Below are 19,696 nucleotides of genomic sequence, written 5' to 3'. Positions count from 1 at the left end.
CGATATTTTCATATCGCTTTTATAACATACTCTACTTTATGAGAGAGTGTGCTTGGTCTGAAATGTGATTAATCTTCAATCGCTAAACGCAATTTCTTCATCGCATTTTTTTCTAATTGGCGAACACGTTCAGCAGAAACACCGTATTTTGTCGCCAAGTCTTGCAATGTCGATTTGTTATCATCATCTAGCCAACGAGCACGAATAATATCTTGGCTACGTTCATCAAGAGTTTCAATTGCTGACGTTAGTTTATCCGTTGCATGATTATCCCAGTTATCTTCTTCAATGCCATCGGCAAAGTCAGAAGACTTATCTTCTAAGAAGAGTACAGGGGCGATAGGATGTGAATCATCACTATCATCAGCAGTCATATCAAATGCCATATCTTGAGCTGACATTCGTGATTCCATTTCTCGGACATCACTTTCTGATACGCCTAACTCTCTTGCAACAAGTTCTACTTCATCTTGATTAAACCAACCTAAACGCTTTTTATTTTTTCGCAGATTAAAAAACAGTTTACGTTGTGACTTTGTAGTCGCCACTTTCACGATACGCCAGTTACGTAGCACATATTCGTGAATTTCAGCTTTGATCCAATGCACAGCAAAAGAGACCAGTCGAACTCCCACTTCTGGGTTAAAACGACGAACCGCTTTCATCAAGCCAATATTACCTTCTTGGATAAGATCAGCTTGTGGTAAGCCATAACCTGAATAGCTGCGAGCAACATGAATAACGAAGCGCAGATGTGAAAGGATAAGCGTTCTTGCCGCATCCAAGTCACCATCGTAATGCAGCCGTTCAGCGAGTTCCTTTTCTTCCTCTGCGGTTAACATCGGATAGGAATTGGCTGCACGTATATACGCTTCGATGCTGCCTTGCGGAACCAATGCTAAGGATTGCATTTCTTTTGTCATTCAAATCCTCATGAAAATTAAATAAATAATTAAAATTATCGCTGTAAGGGAAAGTAGATGAGCCTTCTAAATATAGCTTAAATAGGAAGTCAGTTAAGGTTTTTTACGATGTGTTTTTATCATAACGACTATTTGACCAGCATAAAGACTAAAGGTTCATCTCGCATCTATGTTTACATATCTTTGTACTTTTCTATCACCGATAGCAAACATGATAGTTGCCTTATCGTAGAAAAGAGTGCGCGCAATATTATGCCAGAGACAGGGCGTCGATAAAATGGCTGGGTGATGATATTAATGTCACCCAGCCTGATAAAAGATATCTTCTCATTATTAGAGGATAAATCTAATTCACTATTCCGGTGTGAATTGACGTAAATGTTGCATTGTCGTCAACCATGCAGCAAACCAACCAATAATCATAGATACAAGAATAAGAATGATAGACTCATCAAAACCTAATCCTGAAATAGAAAATGAAGTGCCAAATACAGTGGCAGCTTGAGTCACCACATCAGAAAGCTTCCATACTAATAGAGCCGAAAAAATCAAGGCAAATACAGCGCCAATAAAGCCGAGGATTAATCCCCAATTCAGGAAAGGGCGCATAATAAAGCCATCAGTTGCACCAATAAGTTTCATCACATTAATAGTATCACGGCGACTGAAAATATTGAGACGCACACTGTTACCAATCACCAATAACAAGGCAACAACCATCAAAGTGCCAATCACCAAGGCAATTTGCCCCACCAATGAAGTTAATGTTGAAAGCCGAGTAAACCAGCTATCATCCATTCTCACCTCATCAACCCCTGCAATTTGTGAAACCGCATCTCGCAAATTCACCATGAGTTGTTGATCATTAGGCTCCATAACCGGTGTCACAATTGCTACCGCTGGCAGTGGATTTTCTTCTAACATATCCAACGCACTGCTAAAACCAGACCAAGAACGAAATTCCACCAGTGAGTCTTGTCGTGAAAGGTAGTTAACATCTTCCACTTTCTCTAGGGCTTCTATTTTTTTGATTGTGGCTTCAGCCAGTGAATCATCAAGTGATTTATCAAGGTAAACCGTTAATTGTGGTGTTGGATACCATTGTTCTGCCGCTGTTGAGACATTCTTCCACACAATATAAAAGATGCTAGGCAAGGTAAGAGATATCGCGACAACCATTACCGTTAAAAAAGAGGAGAGCGGTTGGCGTAAAAAATCTGCCACCGTGTTACGCCATGCATAGCGCCACTGTTCGCGTCTTCCCCCTTTTAGCGCCTTGGTTTTTGCACCCGGCGTTGGCATTGATTTACGGGAACTTTTTGCTTTAGCCATTTTGCCCTCCCACCATTCTGCCTTGCCCTAATGTAAGAATGCGATAATTTCTACGTTCTATCAGCGACATATCGTGCGTTGCCATTAACACTGTTACACCAACACGGTTGAACTCTTCAAAAAGGCGCATGATCCCTTCTGAAAGCTCACCATCGAGGTTACCTGTTGGTTCATCTGCGAGTAAAACAGTCGGTTTATTCACAACAGCGCGCGCAATACCGACACGTTGTTGTTCACCACCAGAGAGTTGTATAGGATAATTTTTGGCTTTATCCAATAGTCCCACTTTATCTAAAGCGGCTGAAACTCTTCGTCGAATATCCTCTTCACTCGCGCCAGCAATAATCAGTGGAAGAGAGACATTGTCATAAACCGTTCTGTCCATCAATAAGTGGTGATCTTGGAAGATCATACCAATTTGACGACGCAGAAAAGGGATCTCACTATTTTTTAGCCTACTAATATCATGACCAGCAAACCAAATAGCGCCATCACTTGGGCGTTCTATTCCACAAATTAACTTAAGCAATGTACTTTTACCGGCGCCAGAGTGACCCGTTAAAAAAGCCATTTCACCAGGTCGAAGATGAAAATCAACCCCCTGTAATGCTTGTCTTCCACCTAAATAAGCCTTGCTGACGTGTTCGAAGCGGATCATTAAAACTACTCCTCGCGGGCAAACAGAGCCTCAATAAAATCGTCGGCCTTAAACGGACGTAAATCTTCAATACCTTCACCTACCCCAATATAACGGATAGGAATACTAAACTGATCAGCAATGGAGAAGATAACGCCCCCTTTTGCTGTACCATCGAGTTTAGTCAATGTTAATCCAGTTAGCCCAACTGTTTCATTAAAGAGTTTTGCCTGACTAACTGCATTTTGTCCGGTACTTGCATCTAACGTCAGCATCACCTCATGTGGTGCTTCTTCGTCTAGTTTTTTCATAACTCGAACGATTTTTTTCAGCTCTTCCATTAAATGGGATTTATTCTGCAATCGTCCTGCGGTATCAGCAATAAGAACATCGACACCTTTTGCTTGGGCTGACTGAATCGCATCAAAAATAACAGATGCAGGATCAGCACCAGTATGTTGCGCCACAACAGGGATATTATTACGCTCACCCCAAACTTGTAGCTGTTCAACCGCTGCAGCACGGAATGTATCACCAGCAGCTAACATGACAGATTTACCTTCAGCTTGGTATTGTCGCGCTAATTTTCCGATTGTGGTTGTTTTACCAACACCGTTAACGCCAACCATTAAAATAACAAAAGGTTTTTTACCTTCAATATTTAATGGTTTATCGACTTTACTTAAAATATCGCTCATCTCTTCACGTAATTTACCGTAAAGGGCTTCAGCATCTTTAAGATCTTTATGAGTGGCATGTTTAGTCAGACTAGTGATGATTTTAGTTGTAGTTTCCATACCCACATCAGCAATTAAGAGTTGCTCTTCTAACTCTTCAAATAGCTCATCATCAATTTTCTTACCACGAAATAGGCCAAGGAATCCTGAACCTAAGTTTTGGCGAGTTTTCAGTAAGCCTTTTTTCAGTCGGCTAAAGAAACCTTCTTTTTTAGGTTTCTCTTGTTCAACAACTTTATCTGCCAGCACTTCTTCGCGTAAAGATTCAATATCTTCAGCTTCGGCTTGCGCAATAGCGAGACGTTCGTTTTCTTCTTGCGCTAGACGTTGAGCTTCAGCTTCTTGAGCCAGACGATCTTGTTCTGCACGCTCCGCTTCTTGACGTTGTGCTTCTAAGCGTTCTTGCTCCGCTTTTAGCTCAGCTTGACGTTGTGCTTCTTCTTGCGCAAGGCGTTGAGCTTGTGCTTCTTGAGCCAGACGATCTTGTTCTGCACGCTCCGCTTCTTGGCGTTGTGCTTCTAAGCGTTCTTGCTCCGCTTTTACCTCAGCTTGACGTTGTGCTTCTTCTTGCGCAAGGCGTTGAGCTTCAGCTTCTTGAGCTAAACGATCTTGTTCTGCACGCTCCGCTTCTTGACGTTGTGCCTCTAAGCGTTCTTGTTCCGCTTTTAGCTCAGCTTGACGTTGTGCTTCTTCTTGCGCAAGGCGTTGAGCTTGTGCTTCTTGAGCTAAACGAGCTTGTTCTGCATGCTCTGCCTCTAAACGCGCTTGCTCTGCTTCTATTTCTGCTTGGCGCTGGGCTTTCTCTTGTTCTAAACGTTGTTTTTCAGCTTCTTGTACCAATCTATCTTGTATGACACGTTGCGCTTCTTGGCGCTCTGCTTCTAAACGTTCTTGCTCTGCTTCTAATTGCGCTTGGCGAGCCGCATCTTCTTTAGCTTCTTTTGCCAAACGTTCTTGTTCTAAACGCTCTTCTTCTAAGCGTTGCTGTTCTTTCTCTTGCTCAATATTTTCTTCTTTGTTACGCCCAAAACCGAGCCACGAGAAAAAACCTTTTTTTTCTTTTGCCATTAGCTACTAAACTCCTCGCACTAAATCATGGCGCGATTACATTGACGATATTGAAAATAATAATGAAGTCTATCATTTGATCATGGATAAACGCATCTTTTATACAAATTTTATGGTAAATTATTCCAGATTAAATCAAGAGAAGTCATCGAGATAACAACAGACACGAATTCCTTATTCCAAAAGACACTCCAAAACTCACGTTTAAACGATATAAATTAAAATAATATGGCCAAAAAACCACAAAAAGCCCCAATGGGACAAATCAGAATAATTGGGGGAAAATGGCGTGGTCGTAAACTTCCTGTTCTCGATAGCCAAGGATTACGACCAACGACGGATAGAGTAAAAGAAACGCTCTTTAATTGGCTAATGCCCGTTATCCAAGATGCTCGTTGCCTCGACTGTTTTGCAGGAAGCGGTGGTTTAGGTATTGAAGCGCTTTCTCGCTATGCTCGTGAAACCACGTTTATCGAATATGAACGTGCAGTTGCCCAACAAATTACCACAAATTTAACCTTACTTAATGCCAACAATGGGCATGTCATTCAAGACAGTGCATTGTCATATCTTGCTAAACAAGGTTCGCCTTATAATGTCGTTTTTTTAGATCCTCCTTTTCATAAAGGCATGTTGTCAGACACTATCCAATTATTAGAAAATAACGGTTGGTTAGCACAAGATTGCTATATTTATATTGAGGAAGAAGTTAAAGCACAGACTTATACAATTCCGACTCATTGGACATTGCATAGAGAGAAGATCGCAGGGCAAGTCGCGTATCGTCTTTTTATTCGCAGTTTATCTGCTTAATTTTTTATGGAGCTGCTATGTTAATCTTTTTTGGCCGATTTTTAATGGTCGGTGTTTGGGGCTTTCTGTTTTTAAATATTATTTCCCCATTTCCTAAACCTCTAAAATATTTTATGGATATTGCATTGATTTTTATGGTAATTATGCATGGATTACAAATCGTTATGTATAAAGCAGGACAACCTAAAGATCAAAAACCCTCAACGGCATTACAGTTTCGCATTTTCTTCTTTGGGATCTTTGAACTCTTAAAAATACAAAAAGAATTACGTAAAGAATACGAAGAAAAACAGAAGAATAAAACTAAACCACAGCCGTAAATATTGTCATATCCTCGCAATTATCTGGGGTCGATAATCAACCCCAGAGGTTGCCAAGTAATAAATATTCTCTTTTATTTATTATTTGGCTCATCACTTGCCATATCGGTTTCAAATTTTACAAAACGACTGCCTTGCATAAACAAACGCCCTTTCATTTCAGGTTCGATATCTTGATAAGCTGATTTATCAATTTTTAACACTAAATCTTTACGATCATCAGTAGTTAAACGAAAGGTCACTTGATAATAATATGTTGTTTCTGGGCCATTTACATCATTTTCTCTTGAACGTCGTTCATTTGCTGCGACTTCTTTTTTGTCAATCACTTCAACCATATAGAGTGTAACAGGTGAATTATCGTCACTTATCCGCTGTTTTCTTTGCTCGAAAAAACGATAAGTTGCTGACGCTATAATAATCACCAGTACCGCAATTCCTAAAATAGCCGCTTTATTCATTACATTAATTCCTATCGTTATATGGATTAAAAAACAGTGTGCTTTATATTATTTTAATAAGTCCATCAGTTTCGTCATTAACCGCTATTCTTAAATTAATCTTTCTGTTATGAATAATAAAACAGTTCTGAATATAAGGAAGATATTATGAGTTGGCCTTTTCTCGCCGTATTATTCTCCGGATGGCTTTATATCGATGCTGCATATCGAGGCCCTAATTGGCAACGATGGTTATTCCGTCCTATCACACTACTTCTTTTATTACTTTGGGCATGGCAAGTTCCCGAACACAATATTAATAGCTACCTTATTGTCGGCGCGTTATTAGCGACACTGCTTTCCGATATCTTAAGAATATTTGATGGTAAGTATTTACTACCTTCTCTTGCCTTGGTTTTTCTAAGCTATGTACTCTATATGGTAAGCTTTTTATTACCACTACAGCTCTCATTCTACCTCCCTTTACTTGGATTCGTTATTCTTGCTTTTATTATCATTTTAGCCATTGTTTGGACTAAGCTCGATAAATTAGCCATTCCAGCCTCTTTAACTTTACTAGCCGCATTTGCTATGTTTTGGATTGCGGGCGAAAAATTCTTCTACTTAAGTAATGATTACAACTTATCAGTGATGATTGGCTCATTATTGTTAGTGATTGCTTACTCAATATGGCTAATCAACCGCTTCCGCTTCTCATTTTCAGCTTCTAAAGGACTTGTCAGCGCCTGTTATTTTATTGGGCATTTCTTTATTGTCAGAGCACTGTTCCTTTAGTTTAAATCCAGCCCCTTGTTTTAAATATTTAAATCAAGGGGTTAATTTTTTGACCTAATTCGCACTTTTTGCCAATGAATATGCCTTCGGTATCTTGACTCTGGACTCTACTCCAAGCTGTAAAGTACTTATCAGATAGATAAATTTAGACTTTACTTTGTTGAACAAGGAGAGCCAGTTATGACTAAACATGCTCATCAACACGATAACCATAAACATACCGATGCTTGTTGCTCAAGCTCTCAATGCTGTTCAGGCCACTCAGAGAATAGTACGCACTCACATACTGAAAGTGGGCATTCTCATACCAAAATAGATAAAAGTGATCCTGAATGCGAGGATGAGCACCACCACGGACACTCCCACGAACATGACCACGACCATAACCATGATGGGCACAACCACACTCATGGAAGCTGTGATATCAACGCCCCTGTCTCTAACATTGAGCCAGAAAAGATTGCACAACAGCGCTTTAGCTGGAAAGTGCAAGGTATGGATTGCCCAAGTTGCGCTCAAAAAATTGAAACAGCAGCACTCAAAGTTGCGGGTGTAAAACAAGCAAAAGTCCTTTTTGCCACTGAAAAATTAGTCGTTGATGCTGATAGTGATCTACGTGCTGATATCATTGCGGCCATTAACAGTGCCGGTTTCGAGCTTTTTGATCTCTCATCGCCTCAATCCCAAAAAGTGGTGAAGCAGAGTTTCTTGAAAGAGAGCTCATTTGTGATTGTTTTGGCGCTTTTGATGGCGATTAGCTGGGGTGCCGAGGTTATTGATCCCCAAGCAGGTCGAGCAGCCTTTATTGCAACAACCTTAATTGGTCTATTCCCCATTGTGAAAAAGTCCTTACAACTTATTCGCAGTGGTACACCGTTTGCTATTGAAACCTTGATGAGTGTCGCAGCAATTGGTGCACTATTTATTAATGCAACCGAAGAAGCAGCAATGGTTATTTTGCTGTTTATGATTGGTGAAATGCTGGAGTCTTATGCTGCAGGACGTGCTCGTCGTGGTGTGAGCGCATTAATGGCGTTAGTGCCAGAAGAAGCAACATTAGTCAAAGACGGTAAAAAACAAACTGTTCCTGTTGCGCAATTACGTCCGGGCGACATTATTGAGATAGCGCCGGGTTCACGTTTGCCAACAGACGCAGAGTTAGTCAGTGCGTTTGCAAGCTTTGATGAAAGTGCATTAACAGGCGAATCCGTACCCGTAGAGCGTTTACAGGGCGAAAAAGTCGCTGCTGGTTGTTTATCTGTCGATAGATCTGTACAGATGAAAGTGGTATCTGAACAAGGGCAAAATGCTATCGACCGTATTTTGCAATTGATTGAAGAAGCTGAAGAGCGTAGAGCCCCAATTGAACGCTTTATTGATCGCTTTAGTCGTTACTATACGCCTGCGATTATGCTGTTCTCTGCACTGGTTATCATTGTTCCACCACTGTTGTTCTCACAACCTTGGGAAACATGGATTTATCGCGGTTTAACCCTATTACTGATTGGTTGTCCTTGTGCTTTAGTTATCTCAACACCAGCCGCCATCACTTCAGCATTAGCTGCTGCAACTAAACGCGGAGCACTTATCAAAGGTGGCGCAGCATTAGAGCAATTAGGCACTGTTAATACTATCGCATTAGATAAAACAGGCACATTAACAGAAGGGAAACCTCAAGTTACTGATGTTGTAGCTGAAACCGGATTTAATGAAAAAGAAGTACTGACTTTTGCTTCATCCGTAGAAATTGGCTCTCATCACCCATTAGCAAAAGCCATTATCAATAAAGCACAAGATGAAGGCGTACTTGTTGTTGAAGCAGAAGATCGTAAAGCGCTAGCAGGTAAAGGAATTGAAGGTTATTTAAATAGCCAACATATTCTGGTGAGTGCACCTTCTCAATTATCAGAAGTCATATCACTCTCTTCTCTGTGGCAACAAGAAGTTGCACGCCTTGAAGATGAAGGCAAAACCGTGGTTGTCGTATTAAAAGAGAGTCAGCTTATCGGTGTTATTGCTATGCAAGATACCTTACGCAATGATGCTGTTGAATCAATGAAATTATTGAAAGAGATGAACATCAATGCCGTTATGCTAACAGGTGATAATCCAAGAGCAGCCGCGGCTATTGCTAAAAAACTAGGTATGGATTTCCGAGCAGGATTACTACCTGAAGATAAAGTGACTTCCGTCATGGAGATCAGTAAAACGCATAACACAATGATGGTGGGCGATGGTATCAATGATGCACCAGCAATGAAGGCAGCAACCATTGGTGTCGCGATGGGAAGCGGTACAGACGTTGCACTTGAAACAGCTGATGCAGCATTAACGCATAACCGTTTAACTGGCTTACCTGAAATTATTAAATTATCTCGTGCGACACGTAAAATCATCCGTGAAAACATCACGATAGCACTTGGTTTAAAAGCGATATTTTTAGTAACAAGCTTATTAGGAATTACCGGGCTTTGGGTTGCTGTTCTTGCTGACTCTGGGGCAACAGCACTGGTAACAGCCAATGCCGTAAGACTGTTAAGAGTAAAAATTAGTACCCCAAACAAAGAGTAAGCACGCTAAAATAACAAAACCCAAACCTCAGTATATGGGGTTTGGGTTATTTTTTAGCGCGATTATAAGCAATATTTACAGTATAAATTACAGATTGCTCTCTTTTTTACGGATAAGATAGCGATAAGGTGCAGATTGCGTCTCTTGATTTAATAAGTCATGTTCCATAAATCGGCAAAAGCCAGGAATATCACGCACTGTGGCAGGATCATCAGCAATCACTAATAACGTCTCACCTAACGCCATATTTCTTATGGTTTTACGTACTAACATCACAGGCTCAGGGCAACGTAGTCCTAGCGTATCTAATGTCTTAGTTGCATCATCAAATTGAGCATTCATTCTATTAACCATTCTTCTTACACTGACAGATTTCGTTATTATATCTCGCTTTCGTGTTCACATCACGGCACATTAAGCACAAAGGTATTCCTCCTAATCTTTGCTTTTGTTGCGCAACAGGCGTATTATGCGCATCCTCTCATTTAAGAGAGAAATTACTGTTTTATTGGGTTCCCTCACCCCAATCACTAAAAAGGTACAATTTATGTATACGTTTACTCCCCGCCAAAAAGCGGTGGCACTGTTATGGCTTTCTTTGTTCCACATACTGATAATTACCTCTAGTAATTATCTTGTGCAGTTACCTATTTCCATTTTTGGTTTCCATACCACTTGGGGCGCCTTTACCTTTCCGTTTATTTTTCTGGCAACAGATTTAACGGTTCGTATTTATGGTGCACCACTTGCCAGACGCATCATTACCGCCGTTATGCTACCTGCATTAGCGATTTCTTACCTGATCTCAACGCTTTTCTTCCAAGGTAGTTGGCAGGGTTTTGCCTCATTAGCTGATTTTAATATTATGGTGGCAAGAATTGCGACAGCAAGCTTTATGGCTTATGTGTTAGGTCAAATCATGGATGTGTCTGTCTTTAATCGTTTAAGACAACAACAAAAATGGTGGGTAGCGCCAAGTGCAGCAATGTTCTTCGGTAATTTACTCGACACTCTCGCATTCTTCTTTATTGCATTTTATCGTAGTACTGACGCATTTATGGCAGAGAATTGGGTTGAAATTGCATTAGTTGACTACGTGTTTAAATTAACCATTTGTATGCTGTTCTTCTTACCTGCATATGGTCTCTTATTGAATTTTATTTTGCGTCACTTTTTCGCACAAGAAAATCAAAAACAAGATTATGCTGAAATTCGCTCATAATCTGGATCACCTCGCAAAAAAATAATGACATAAGTATCATAATTCAAATAATAAAGCTTCATAAACCAATTTTATGAAGCTTTATTCTGATTCGAATAATTTATTGTTTTTCGTAAATATTTCGCATAGTAATTAATTAGCATGATTAGTTAAATAACTCACGAAATATTGCTTAAATATCATTATTAGGATGTTTTTCACATGCTAATATAAAAAGTCTTAATTATTTACAATAAATTATTTTATTCATCCATTAAACTGTTAATGTATTCTTAGAACGTCTCCATATTGTTATATGTCAGTTGGGATGACGAGTCTCACCATAAGGATTTTTTACTCTCTTTTGCGAATAGTAGGAGTCTATTATGTTAAAAGTTATTCAATCCCCCGCTAAGTATATTCAAGGGCCAGACGCACTCTATCATATTGGTAAATACGCGAAACCTTTTGGTGATAGAGCACTGATTATTGCCGATAAATTTGTTATGGAACTTGTCGGTAGTACCGTTAAAGATAGTATGTCTCAGTATGAAGTTAATGGGCACTTCGAACTTTTTAATGGTGAATGCACACACAACGAAATCAATCGACTATCTGAACTTGCAAAAACACAAGCTTCTCTTGTGATCATCGGCGTTGGTGGCGGTAAGACACTTGATACTGCCAAAGCTGTTGCTTATAAATGCCAACTTCCTGTCGTTATTTCCCCAACCATTGCCTCTACTGATGCACCAACAAGCGCACTTTCTGTGATTTATACTGAATTAGGCGCATTTGATAGTTATCTTTTCTACCCAACAAATCCTGACGTTGTCGTGATGGATACTAATATCATCGCTTCGGCGCCAGCTCGTTTATTAGTAGCAGGTATGGGGGATGCTTTAGCAACCTACTTCGAAGCAAGAGCTTGCAGTCATGCCCAAAAACAGACCATGGCTGGGGGTAAATCGACACTTGCAGCCCTAGCTCTAGCAGAACTTTGTTATAACACCCTTTTAGAAGATGGTTATAAAGCAAAACTTGCAGTAAGCCGTGGTGTTTGTACAACTGCGGTAGAAAATATTATTGAAGCTAATACCTTCTTAAGTGGTATCGGTTTTGAAAGTGCGGGTCTTGCGGCTGCCCACGCCATCCATAATGGATTCACGGCATTAGAAGAGTGTCACAACATGTATCATGGTGAAAAAGTTGCCTTTGGTACATTAGTCCAATTAGTGTTAGAAAACAGTCCATTAGAAGAGTTAGAAGAGTTCCTTGATTTCTGTGTTTTAGTCGGGCTACCTGTCACTTTAGAAGAGTTGGGTATCAATGCAACAGGCGATGAATTAAATGAAAAAATCATGGCAGTTGCTGAGTTAAGTTGTGCTGAAGGTGAGACAATTTACAACATGCCATTTGATATTGATTCCGATAAGGTTTATGCCGCAATTTTAACTGCCGACCAATTAGGACGGGAATGGCTTTATTAAAGCCTGAGCAAACGGGGAGTATTTATCTCCCTGTTTGCATTTACAAAAAAGGGTGTTTTATGGTCAGTATCGTATTAGTTTCAAAGAGCCTTACGCTCGCCAATGGTATCAAAGAGCTCGTTAATCAGACTGTAGATCGCCAAGTAAAAATTGCCATTGCGACCAACTACCAAACACCTTCTGATCTTGCTAATGAAGTGCCACCAGAAACCATACTCACAGCAATTAAAAAGTGTTATAGCAAACAAGGTGTACTCGTTTTACTCGATACTTATCATTCAGCACAAAACGCAGCACTCGCCATCGCTAATCTTGAACATAACGTTGCCACAAATGTTGCGTTAAGTTCAGCTCCGATTGTTGAAGGCACCTTGGCTGCCGCCAATAGTATTGCGCTAGGCGCTTCACTTGAAGAAGCAGAAAAAGCAGCACATAAAACCATTACAATTAAAAAACTGCAATTAGGCGAAAATCTTCCTAATTTTAATATTCATCCTAAAAACACAAATTACGAATCTGTCAGAATTATCACCGCACCTGTTTGGCTATACCCTTATCATCGTTTCGTGATCCCTCGTAAAAAAATATCCTCTCATTTATTACTTGAAGAGCAAAAACGTCTCGTAAAAGCGATTGAGCGATCCAAAAAGGATATAGACTGGTTAACTGAAGAAGCGTATCGCAAGATTGGAGAACAATATGCTCATATTTTTTCTAGTCATCGCTTCTTATTAGAAAATACTGAATTACAACTGACTGTATGTAGCATGATAAGCAAACATCACTGTAATGCTGAATTCGCCTTACAGCAGACATTTATTGATTTAATAGATACTTACGCACAAATGGATGATGATAATATGCGTGCTCGTGAAAGTGATTTAGATGATATTTTATCTCGATTACTACGTTATTTAACTTCTGCTCCTCCTCCAATCACGCATCCTCCTTATACAAACGCAATTTTAGTAACAAAACAGCTTCATCCTTCAACATTAATGGCTATTGATACCAACAAAATTAAAGGGATTTTATTAAGTCACGGGAACCCTCTATCTAATACCACAGTATTAGCTAATGCATTAGATATTCCAATTATTAACGAGGCGGGAAGACAAGCTCTTTCGCTGACTGATGGGCAAAATATCACACTTAAAAAAGTCCAAAATATTTGGCTTTATCAAAATACCTATATTTCTCATTAAAAAATAAAAGTATTTAAATAACCAGTGATCCAAAGTGTCAGGTTATTTAATTTCCTTATTATCTTATATTTCATCTCTTTTTTACTAAAAATAAAAAAAGGGAATAAAATTTCCTCTTTTATTCCCTAGCTGCTTGTTATCTTAGTAATCAATTACTTTTTTATTATCTAATAGGCAATACTTATAATGCTCTTGCCAATAAACTAATGGGGTGTTCACATTTTTTCGTTGTTGACATCTCAATTTGCCATTTACAGGTTTCACAGTCTGTAATTACCAAATCACAGCCACTCTCTTCAATTTGACGGAATAAGCCCGCTCCAATGCCTTGAGCAACATCGTAGTTTTCAGATTTAAAACCGTAAGTTCCGGCAATACCACAGCATTGAGAATCTAAAACAATGACCTCAACACCTGGGATACGTTTAATTAAATCAATGGAATATGCTGTCCATCCCATTTTTTCCATATGACAAGGTGTGTGATACACCACTTTTAACGGAGTATGTTTCAGTGGTAATTCACGACCTTCTTCTAATAAACGATAAATATAGCGTGTCGCTAATTCAATATTTTCACGTACTTTTGATGTATCAACATCGAGAATATGTTCATACTCATCACGAATAGTGAAAGTACAGGTTGATGATGTTGCAACGACAGGAATATTATTTTCAACAATTTTTTCTGTCAGCGATTCAAGGTTTACTGCGGCTTGTTTTTTGGCTTGTTTAACAAAACCATTCGCTATTAATGCAACACCACAGCATTTTTCGCGTTTTAATAACTGAACACCAATCTCCATTTTATTGAATACTTTAACTAAATCTTTCCCTAATTGTGGGTGGTTATAGTTAGCGTAACAACCGTGGAAGAAGGCAACTTGATCTTTAAAACGCGCTTGCTCTTCAACTTGTTTTTTCATCCACGTTCTAAATGTACCAAAAGAGTATTTTGGTAATTCGCGACGATGGTCGATTTTAAGTGCTTTATCCAAGATCTTACGTACAGGTTTTAATCCTGTAATAGTATTTACTATCGGCGCCATTGGCGTTGATAACGTTCCCATTAAATCCGTATGACTTAAAATAGCATCACGAAGTTTTGGTGTTTTCGTATTGTAGTTCAGTTTCGCACGCGAAATGATGTCACCAATCTTCACATCTGACGGACAAGCAACTTCACAACGCTTACAGTTAGTGCAATATTTCAATGCTTCATCATAAAGCATCGGATCTTTTAGGCGTAAACGCTCACCATCAGGGCCAGCTTGTTTAGGGCCCGGATAAAGTGGATTTACTTTTGCAACTGGGCAGTAAGTAGTACAAACAGTACACTTAATGCACGCTTCAAAACTGTTATCATGTAAACTCATTGTGCTGCCTCCACAACCGCAGATGTGGTCTGTTCTGAATTATTGTGCTGTAAAATTTGTTGTGCTGCATAAAGTGCGCTGATCATTGAAACACCCGCACCACAACCTTCATTAAGAGGGTCAAACCCACCTAACACAGCACCTACAGCGTAAACATTCTCTAAGACTTCGCCATATTTCATCGGTCTTAATTGACTATCTGTATCAACACCAAATCGCATATAAGGCTGTTTTGCAAAGACATTCACTTGTGTCCACTCATTGCGTGGTAATGTCTCTAGCAAATCAAGCTCCATTAAAGGTTCATAGACACGATCAAACTCTGCAATTAAACCATTATTGAAGAAACTGCCTGTTGCCAATACAACATGTTCACTACGAATAGGAATATCAGTATGGTTTCGAGTATGAATACCTGTAACTTTATTACCAATTAAATCAACTTGTTCTGCACGATCACCCGGCATAATTAAACCGCCCGCTTTTTGGAAACGCAGTTTTAATGCTTGGTGTAAACGAATACCTAATAGTGATGGTGGCAATGTTGGTAATAAACAGATAGGTTTACCCACAAGTTGTTGAAGTAGCGTCACAGGCTCTTCTGCATCCAACCCGATACACGCAGGTAAAATAATCGCTTCAACACTGTCATCAATATGTTTTTTCAGCTCTTCCGCTAACGCTTTGGTGTTTTCAGGCTTATCTAAATAACGAGCGATATTAACTGCTCTAAATTCACTTGGGTTATCACGCAATCTATCTAATAGCGGTAAATGAATATGATAAGGAATAGACTCAACACCTTGCTCATTCAGCGTATTGCTTGCAAATTGTGGCTGAAAATCTAAGAAGCCTTCAATTCCAACAACCGCCAATTTTTTCCACGGCAGTGCTTGGTCAACACCATGAGTGGGTACACGTTTTGGGCTCATCCAACTCATACGTGAACGCCCAACAGGTGTAATACGATAATGGTTTTCATCGCCACTACCTTGATACTCAAGGCCTTTTGTACTTTCCAGTAATGCTTGAGCCTGTTCAATTAAAGTTGAAACTTGCGTTTCACCCATACGACTATAAGGATGTTTAGGGGCAAGTTCAGCCAATGTTGCTAAGGCTTTCTTCGGCTGAGTCACTAATGAACCATCAGGAAGATGAGTTAATAGATCCAACGAACCCGATGAAAAATGTAGTGCGCTTTGACCATTGCTGATAATTGCGCAAGACTTACCGGCTTCAGCAAGACGAATACCTGCGGTTAAACCTGCAAGTCCGCTACCTATAATGATGACGTCAAATTTCATTATCTGCCTCCGCTGAAGCTGTTTTTTCAATCATATCAGCATCTAAACCACATAAACCTTGGTAAACCCAACTGGTGAATTCACTTTCACGTAATGCATTACCCCAAGCGATTGGTCGAATACCTTTCCAACGCTCATTTAAGAAATGAGCAAGCTGTTGTTCTGACTCGTGAGGAGTAGTAACTTGTAAACGGTTTAATAAACCCGCTGCACGACAAGCACAAAGTTCACCTTGGCATGTTCCCATACCCACACGAGTACGGCGACGTAAATCAAGTAAATTGTTGACTGTTAAAGAGTTAACTGCATATCGAACTTCCCCCGCAGTAACAGCTTCACATTCACAAACTAAACTCTTATCGCTACGCTCATTGCTCAATAATTTATTAGCTAAATCACCATGACGATAAACTGCAGAACCACGAATTGGCGCAGGTAATGAAACGACGCTACGTAATGCTTGTTCTGCTGACTGACGAGAGCCCGGTAAGGCTTCTTCTGCTGTGGTACATTTTGCAGAAACATTTAATTTTTCGCAGATTTTATCTGTTGCCCATTCAGCCATTAAACGGTAAGTCATTAATTTACCGCCAGTAATAGTAATGAAGCCTTCTAATCCATCACGTTGCGCATGGTCGAGTAAAACAATACCCCGACTCACATTACGACCAGATGGATCATCATCACTTGCCACTAAAGGACGCACACCTGCATAAGCACGTAAAATTCGAGTTTGAGCCAGTTTTGGCGCTAACATTGAACCTTCACGGATAAGAATATCGACTTCTTCAGGAGTGACATACATATTGTCAATTTCATCGTAAGGTACTCGTGTTGATGTTGTACCAATCAATGAAATGGTGTCGCCAGGAACTAAAATATCGGCATCCGCAGGTTTACGACAACGGTTGATCACCATATTGTTAATACGATGACCTAAAATCAGTAATGCACCTTTGGCTGGGAACATACGAACTTTTAACTCGCCATACTCAGCGATTTTTTGTCCCCAAATCCCCCCAGCATTCGCCACTATTTGCGCGCGAATTTCATACAGTTTTTTCGCTTGATGATCGTAAACTTTCACGCCTTTAACACGGTCACCTTCACGAATAAGTCCAACGACTTCATGATAAGTCAGTACTTGAGCGCCATGTTCGCGGGCATCTAACATATTTGCGGCCGTTAAACGGAAAGGATCAACTGTGCCATCAGGAACTTTAACCGCACCGATTAAATTAGGGTTAACAGAAGGCTCTAAGCGAATAGCTTCTTCGGGTGAAATCGCTTGAGCATCAATCCCTGCAGCTTGGCAAGATTGAATAAAGGTCTGTTGAAACTCTAAAGAATCTTCAGGAAGGGTAATAAAAAGGCCATCCGTTTTTTCAACACAATGACGAGCGACCCGTTTTAAAATCATGTTTTCTTCAATACACTCACGCGCTGACTCTGGGTCTGTTACTGCATAACGCGCACCACTGTGTAACAATCCATGATTTCGACCGGTTGCACCGGTTGCAATATCATGTCTTTCTAGCAGGACGCAACGTAATCCACGGCGTGCACAGTCTCTTGCCATGCCCGCACCAGTTGCTCCCCCGCCAATAATAATGACATCAGTTTCTGTCACTGGTGAACCGCTCATCATAGAGATGCCCTCTCACATTACATTCAGCAAACGCTTATTTATTCTTTAGCGTTAATTATAGTGTATAAGATACACAAAAAATGTGGTTAATGTTTGATAATGAGCAAAAACGAAAGAGAAACGCTCACGAGTGAAAGATTAAAACCACATATGTGACACCAATCACAAATTATTTAACAAAAAGTATTTGATAAAGTTAACATATCACTCAAAATTGCACATCTTGAAAAATTATTCGACAACTGAGTAATACCTCACAGTAAATTTGATTGTATAAGTTTACTATTAAGTTCGTTAAAGAAAATTTTTTGATAACTTCACTGTTCGTTTTGTCATTATTTAATATCAACATATTAAAATAAAAGCCATCGGAGGCTAATATGTTAAGTCTGTTTAGACCTGCGCCACATAAAGCGCGTTTGCCAAAAGAGCAGATAGATCCCGTCTATCGTCGTTTACGTTGGCAGATCTTTATGGGGATTTTCTTCGGTTACGCTGCTTATTATTTAGTAAGAAAAAACTTTGCGTTAGCAATGCCTTACCTTGTAGAAGAAGGGTTCTCTAAAGGTGACCTAGGTTTTGCGTTATCAGGGATCTCAATTGCTTATGGTTTCTCTAAGTTTATTATGGGATCGTTCTCTGACCGCGCTAACCCACGTTATTTCTTACCTGCAGGTCTTATTTTAGCGTCTTTAGTGATGCTAGTTATGGGCTTTGTGCCATGGGCAACTTCGAGCATTATGATTATGTTCGTTCTGTTGTTCCTTTGTGGTTGGTTCCAGGGTATGGGTTGGCCTCCTTGTGGACGTACCATGGTTCACTGGTGGTCACAGAAAGAACGTGGCGGTATCGTTTCTATCTGGAACTGTGCGCATAACGTCGGCGGTGGTTTACCTCCATTACTGTTCTTATTAGGTATGGCGTGGTTTAACGACTGGAAAGCAGCGTTATACATGCCTGCATTTGCAGCAATCTTAGTTGCTATGATTGCATTCGCATTAATGCGCGATACCCCTCAATCTTGTGGTTTACCTTCAATCGAAGAGTACAAAAACGACTACCCACCTGATTATAAAGAAACTGACGAACAAGAACTGACTGCAAAAGAAATCTTTATGAAGTATGTGTTCCCTAACAAACTTCTGTGGATGATTGCAATTGCGAACGTGTTCGTTTACTTACTACGCTACGGCGTGCTGGACTGGTCACCAACTTATCTGCGTGAAGTAAAACACTTCGCAATGGATAAATCATCATGGGCTTACTTCTTATACGAATACGCAGGTATTCCGGGCACACTGCTGTGTGGTTGGATGTCGGATAAAGTGTTCAAAGGTAACCGTGGTGCAACTGGCGTGTTCTTCATGACCTTAGTGACTATCGCAACTATCGTATTCTGGATGAACCCAGCGGGTAACCCGAATGTTGATATGGCGTGTATGTTAATCATCGGTTTCTTAATCTACGGTCCTGTTATGTTGATTGGTCTGCATGCTCTTGAGCTTGCACCGAAAAAAGCAGCAGGTACAGCAGCAGGCTTTACCGGTTTATTCGGTTACTTAGGTGGTTCTGTTGCGGCGAGTGCTATCGTAGGTTACACAGTTGACTACTTCGGCTGGGATGGTGGCTTTATGGTCATGATCGGCGGTAGCGCACTGTCTGTTGTATTATTACTTATCGTGATGATTACTGAAACCAAACACAAACGTGAAATGCTTCAGAAGTACGAATAATCGTTAACTGATTATTTATGAAATTAGTTAAATCTCATCTCTAAAAACCAAGCCACATCAACTGTTTTGATGTGGCTTTTTTATTGCCAACTGTACATAACTTT

Annotated in this window: 17 protein-coding genes; 8 read left to right on the top strand and 9 right to left on the bottom strand. The window is 40.0% G+C overall.

Features of this window, described 5'->3' with window-relative positions; translation table 11 throughout:
- Window positions 1–68: 68 nt before the first annotated feature.
- The 4 genes from rpoH to ftsY all read right to left on the bottom strand — a co-directional run bounded on the left by rpoH (window position 69) and on the right by ftsY (window position 4,697).
- Complete coding sequence (gene rpoH / locus GTH25_RS02245) at window positions 69–923, bottom strand: RNA polymerase sigma factor RpoH (protein ID WP_023583733.1); 855 nt, start codon at window positions 921–923, stop codon at window positions 69–71.
- Window positions 924–1,277: 354 nt separating this feature from the next.
- The gene (ftsX, locus tag GTH25_RS02240; RefSeq protein WP_075674344.1) at window positions 1,278–2,255 is read right to left on the bottom strand and encodes a permease-like cell division protein FtsX; all 978 of its coding nucleotides are present in this window, start codon (window positions 2,253–2,255) and stop codon (window positions 1,278–1,280) included.
- Complete coding sequence (gene ftsE / locus GTH25_RS02235; RefSeq protein ID WP_023583735.1) at window positions 2,248–2,913, bottom strand: cell division ATP-binding protein FtsE; 666 nt, start codon at window positions 2,911–2,913, stop codon at window positions 2,248–2,250. Before ftsE ends, ftsX begins: the two co-directional genes overlap by 8 nt.
- 5 nt (window positions 2,914–2,918) lie before the next feature.
- Window positions 2,919–4,697, bottom strand: a complete 1,779-nt coding sequence (ftsY, locus tag GTH25_RS02230; RefSeq protein WP_164530298.1) for a signal recognition particle-docking protein FtsY — start codon at window positions 4,695–4,697, stop codon at window positions 2,919–2,921.
- Window positions 4,698–4,925: 228 nt separating this feature from the next.
- Here ftsY and rsmD point away from each other — a divergent pair, with 228 nt between their 5' ends.
- Both rsmD and GTH25_RS02220 read left to right on the top strand, forming a co-directional pair.
- The gene (rsmD, locus tag GTH25_RS02225; RefSeq protein ID WP_075672965.1) at window positions 4,926–5,510 is read left to right on the top strand and encodes a 16S rRNA (guanine(966)-N(2))-methyltransferase; all 585 of its coding nucleotides are present in this window, start codon (window positions 4,926–4,928) and stop codon (window positions 5,508–5,510) included.
- Between the two features lie 17 nt (window positions 5,511–5,527).
- A complete protein-coding gene (locus tag GTH25_RS02220; protein WP_075672964.1) occupies window positions 5,528–5,830 on the top strand; it encodes a DUF1145 family protein in 303 nt (100 codons plus the stop codon).
- 74 nt (window positions 5,831–5,904) lie between these two features.
- On the opposite strand, the gene GTH25_RS02215 is transcribed toward GTH25_RS02220, so the two are convergent.
- A complete protein-coding gene (locus GTH25_RS02215) occupies window positions 5,905–6,291 on the bottom strand; it encodes a DUF2500 domain-containing protein (protein ID WP_075672963.1) in 387 nt (128 codons plus the stop codon).
- A 147-nt stretch (window positions 6,292–6,438) separates the two neighbouring features.
- Here GTH25_RS02215 and GTH25_RS02210 point away from each other — a divergent pair, with 147 nt between their 5' ends.
- The gene (locus tag GTH25_RS02210; protein ID WP_075672962.1) at window positions 6,439–7,065 is read left to right on the top strand and encodes a lysoplasmalogenase; all 627 of its coding nucleotides are present in this window, start codon (window positions 6,439–6,441) and stop codon (window positions 7,063–7,065) included.
- 180 nt (window positions 7,066–7,245) lie between these two features.
- Entirely contained in the window at window positions 7,246–9,636 is a 2,391-nt protein-coding gene (locus GTH25_RS02205; RefSeq protein WP_075672961.1) for a zinc/cadmium/mercury/lead-transporting ATPase, read from the top strand.
- A gap of 87 nt (window positions 9,637–9,723) precedes the next feature.
- Here GTH25_RS02205 and tusA read toward each other — a convergent pair whose 3' ends face one another.
- Window positions 9,724–9,978, bottom strand: coding sequence for a sulfurtransferase TusA (gene tusA, locus GTH25_RS02200; RefSeq protein WP_036933135.1), 255 nt, complete (start codon window positions 9,976–9,978; stop codon window positions 9,724–9,726).
- A gap of 205 nt (window positions 9,979–10,183) precedes the next feature.
- On the opposite strand from tusA, the gene GTH25_RS02195 reads away from it, so the two are divergent.
- The 3 genes from GTH25_RS02195 to GTH25_RS02185 all read left to right on the top strand — a co-directional run bounded on the left by GTH25_RS02195 (window position 10,184) and on the right by GTH25_RS02185 (window position 13,532).
- Window positions 10,184–10,858 carry a 7-cyano-7-deazaguanine/7-aminomethyl-7-deazaguanine transporter gene (locus GTH25_RS02195; RefSeq protein ID WP_075672960.1) on the top strand — a complete coding sequence of 225 codons (675 nt, stop codon included), beginning with the start codon at window positions 10,184–10,186 and terminating at the stop codon, window positions 10,856–10,858.
- Between the two features lie 365 nt (window positions 10,859–11,223).
- Complete coding sequence (locus tag GTH25_RS02190) at window positions 11,224–12,327, top strand: glycerol dehydrogenase (RefSeq protein ID WP_156733010.1); 1,104 nt, start codon at window positions 11,224–11,226, stop codon at window positions 12,325–12,327.
- A 59-nt stretch (window positions 12,328–12,386) separates the two neighbouring features.
- The gene (locus tag GTH25_RS02185) at window positions 12,387–13,532 is read left to right on the top strand and encodes a phosphoenolpyruvate-utilizing N-terminal domain-containing protein (protein ID WP_164530297.1); all 1,146 of its coding nucleotides are present in this window, start codon (window positions 12,387–12,389) and stop codon (window positions 13,530–13,532) included.
- 181 nt (window positions 13,533–13,713) lie between these two features.
- Here the strand turns inward: GTH25_RS02185 and glpC are convergent, their stop codons facing one another.
- Genes glpC through glpA form a run of 3 tightly spaced genes read right to left on the bottom strand, consistent with a single transcriptional unit; the run spans window position 13,714 to window position 17,859 of the window.
- Window positions 13,714–14,907: an anaerobic glycerol-3-phosphate dehydrogenase subunit GlpC gene (glpC, locus tag GTH25_RS02180; protein WP_023583709.1), complete on the bottom strand. Its 1,194-nt coding sequence runs from the start codon at window positions 14,905–14,907 to the stop codon at window positions 13,714–13,716.
- Window positions 14,904–16,211 carry a glycerol-3-phosphate dehydrogenase subunit GlpB gene (gene glpB, locus GTH25_RS02175; protein ID WP_099660033.1) on the bottom strand — a complete coding sequence of 436 codons (1,308 nt, stop codon included), beginning with the start codon at window positions 16,209–16,211 and terminating at the stop codon, window positions 14,904–14,906. Before glpB ends, glpC begins: the two co-directional genes overlap by 4 nt.
- Window positions 16,201–17,859 carry an anaerobic glycerol-3-phosphate dehydrogenase subunit A gene (glpA, locus tag GTH25_RS02170; RefSeq protein ID WP_171455253.1) on the bottom strand — a complete coding sequence of 553 codons (1,659 nt, stop codon included), beginning with the start codon at window positions 17,857–17,859 and terminating at the stop codon, window positions 16,201–16,203. The genes glpB and glpA overlap by 11 nt, the downstream gene beginning before the upstream one ends.
- Before the next feature lie 380 nt (window positions 17,860–18,239).
- On the opposite strand from glpA, the gene glpT reads away from it, so the two are divergent.
- Window positions 18,240–19,592, top strand: coding sequence for a glycerol-3-phosphate transporter (gene glpT, locus GTH25_RS02165; RefSeq protein ID WP_099660034.1), 1,353 nt, complete (start codon window positions 18,240–18,242; stop codon window positions 19,590–19,592).
- The last annotated feature ends 104 nt before the right edge of the window (window positions 19,593–19,696 follow it).

The organism is Proteus terrae subsp. cibarius, assembly GCF_011045835.1.
Classification (GTDB): domain Bacteria; phylum Pseudomonadota; class Gammaproteobacteria; order Enterobacterales; family Enterobacteriaceae; genus Proteus; species Proteus cibarius.
Note: the sequence above shows the minus strand (reverse complement) of the source record. Positions and strands in the feature narration are given on the sequence as shown.

Bases quoted from the DNA above. Each gene is read 5' to 3' on its own strand.
- rpoH (WP_023583733.1), bottom strand. From the start codon at position 923: ATGACAAAAGAAATGCAATCCTTAGCATTGGTTCCGCAAGGCAGCATC.
- ftsX (WP_075674344.1), bottom strand. From the start codon at position 2,255: ATGGCTAAAGCAAAAAGTTCCCGTAAATCAATGCCAACGCCGGGTGCA.
- ftsE (WP_023583735.1), bottom strand. From the start codon at position 2,913: ATGATCCGCTTCGAACACGTCAGCAAGGCTTATTTAGGTGGAAGACAA.
- ftsY (WP_164530298.1), bottom strand. From the start codon at position 4,697: ATGGCAAAAGAAAAAAAAGGTTTTTTCTCGTGGCTCGGTTTTGGGCGT.
- rsmD (WP_075672965.1), top strand. From the start codon at position 4,926: ATGGCCAAAAAACCACAAAAAGCCCCAATGGGACAAATCAGAATAATT.
- GTH25_RS02220 (WP_075672964.1), top strand. From the start codon at position 5,528: ATGTTAATCTTTTTTGGCCGATTTTTAATGGTCGGTGTTTGGGGCTTT.
- GTH25_RS02215 (WP_075672963.1), bottom strand. From the start codon at position 6,291: ATGAATAAAGCGGCTATTTTAGGAATTGCGGTACTGGTGATTATTATA.
- GTH25_RS02210 (WP_075672962.1), top strand. From the start codon at position 6,439: ATGAGTTGGCCTTTTCTCGCCGTATTATTCTCCGGATGGCTTTATATC.
- GTH25_RS02205 (WP_075672961.1), top strand. From the start codon at position 7,246: ATGACTAAACATGCTCATCAACACGATAACCATAAACATACCGATGCT.
- tusA (WP_036933135.1), bottom strand. From the start codon at position 9,978: ATGAATGCTCAATTTGATGATGCAACTAAGACATTAGATACGCTAGGA.
- GTH25_RS02195 (WP_075672960.1), top strand. From the start codon at position 10,184: ATGTATACGTTTACTCCCCGCCAAAAAGCGGTGGCACTGTTATGGCTT.
- GTH25_RS02190 (WP_156733010.1), top strand. From the start codon at position 11,224: ATGTTAAAAGTTATTCAATCCCCCGCTAAGTATATTCAAGGGCCAGAC.
- GTH25_RS02185 (WP_164530297.1), top strand. From the start codon at position 12,387: ATGGTCAGTATCGTATTAGTTTCAAAGAGCCTTACGCTCGCCAATGGT.
- glpC (WP_023583709.1), bottom strand. From the start codon at position 14,907: ATGAGTTTACATGATAACAGTTTTGAAGCGTGCATTAAGTGTACTGTT.
- glpB (WP_099660033.1), bottom strand. From the start codon at position 16,211: ATGAAATTTGACGTCATCATTATAGGTAGCGGACTTGCAGGTTTAACC.
- glpA (WP_171455253.1), bottom strand. From the start codon at position 17,859: ATGATGAGCGGTTCACCAGTGACAGAAACTGATGTCATTATTATTGGC.
- glpT (WP_099660034.1), top strand. From the start codon at position 18,240: ATGTTAAGTCTGTTTAGACCTGCGCCACATAAAGCGCGTTTGCCAAAA.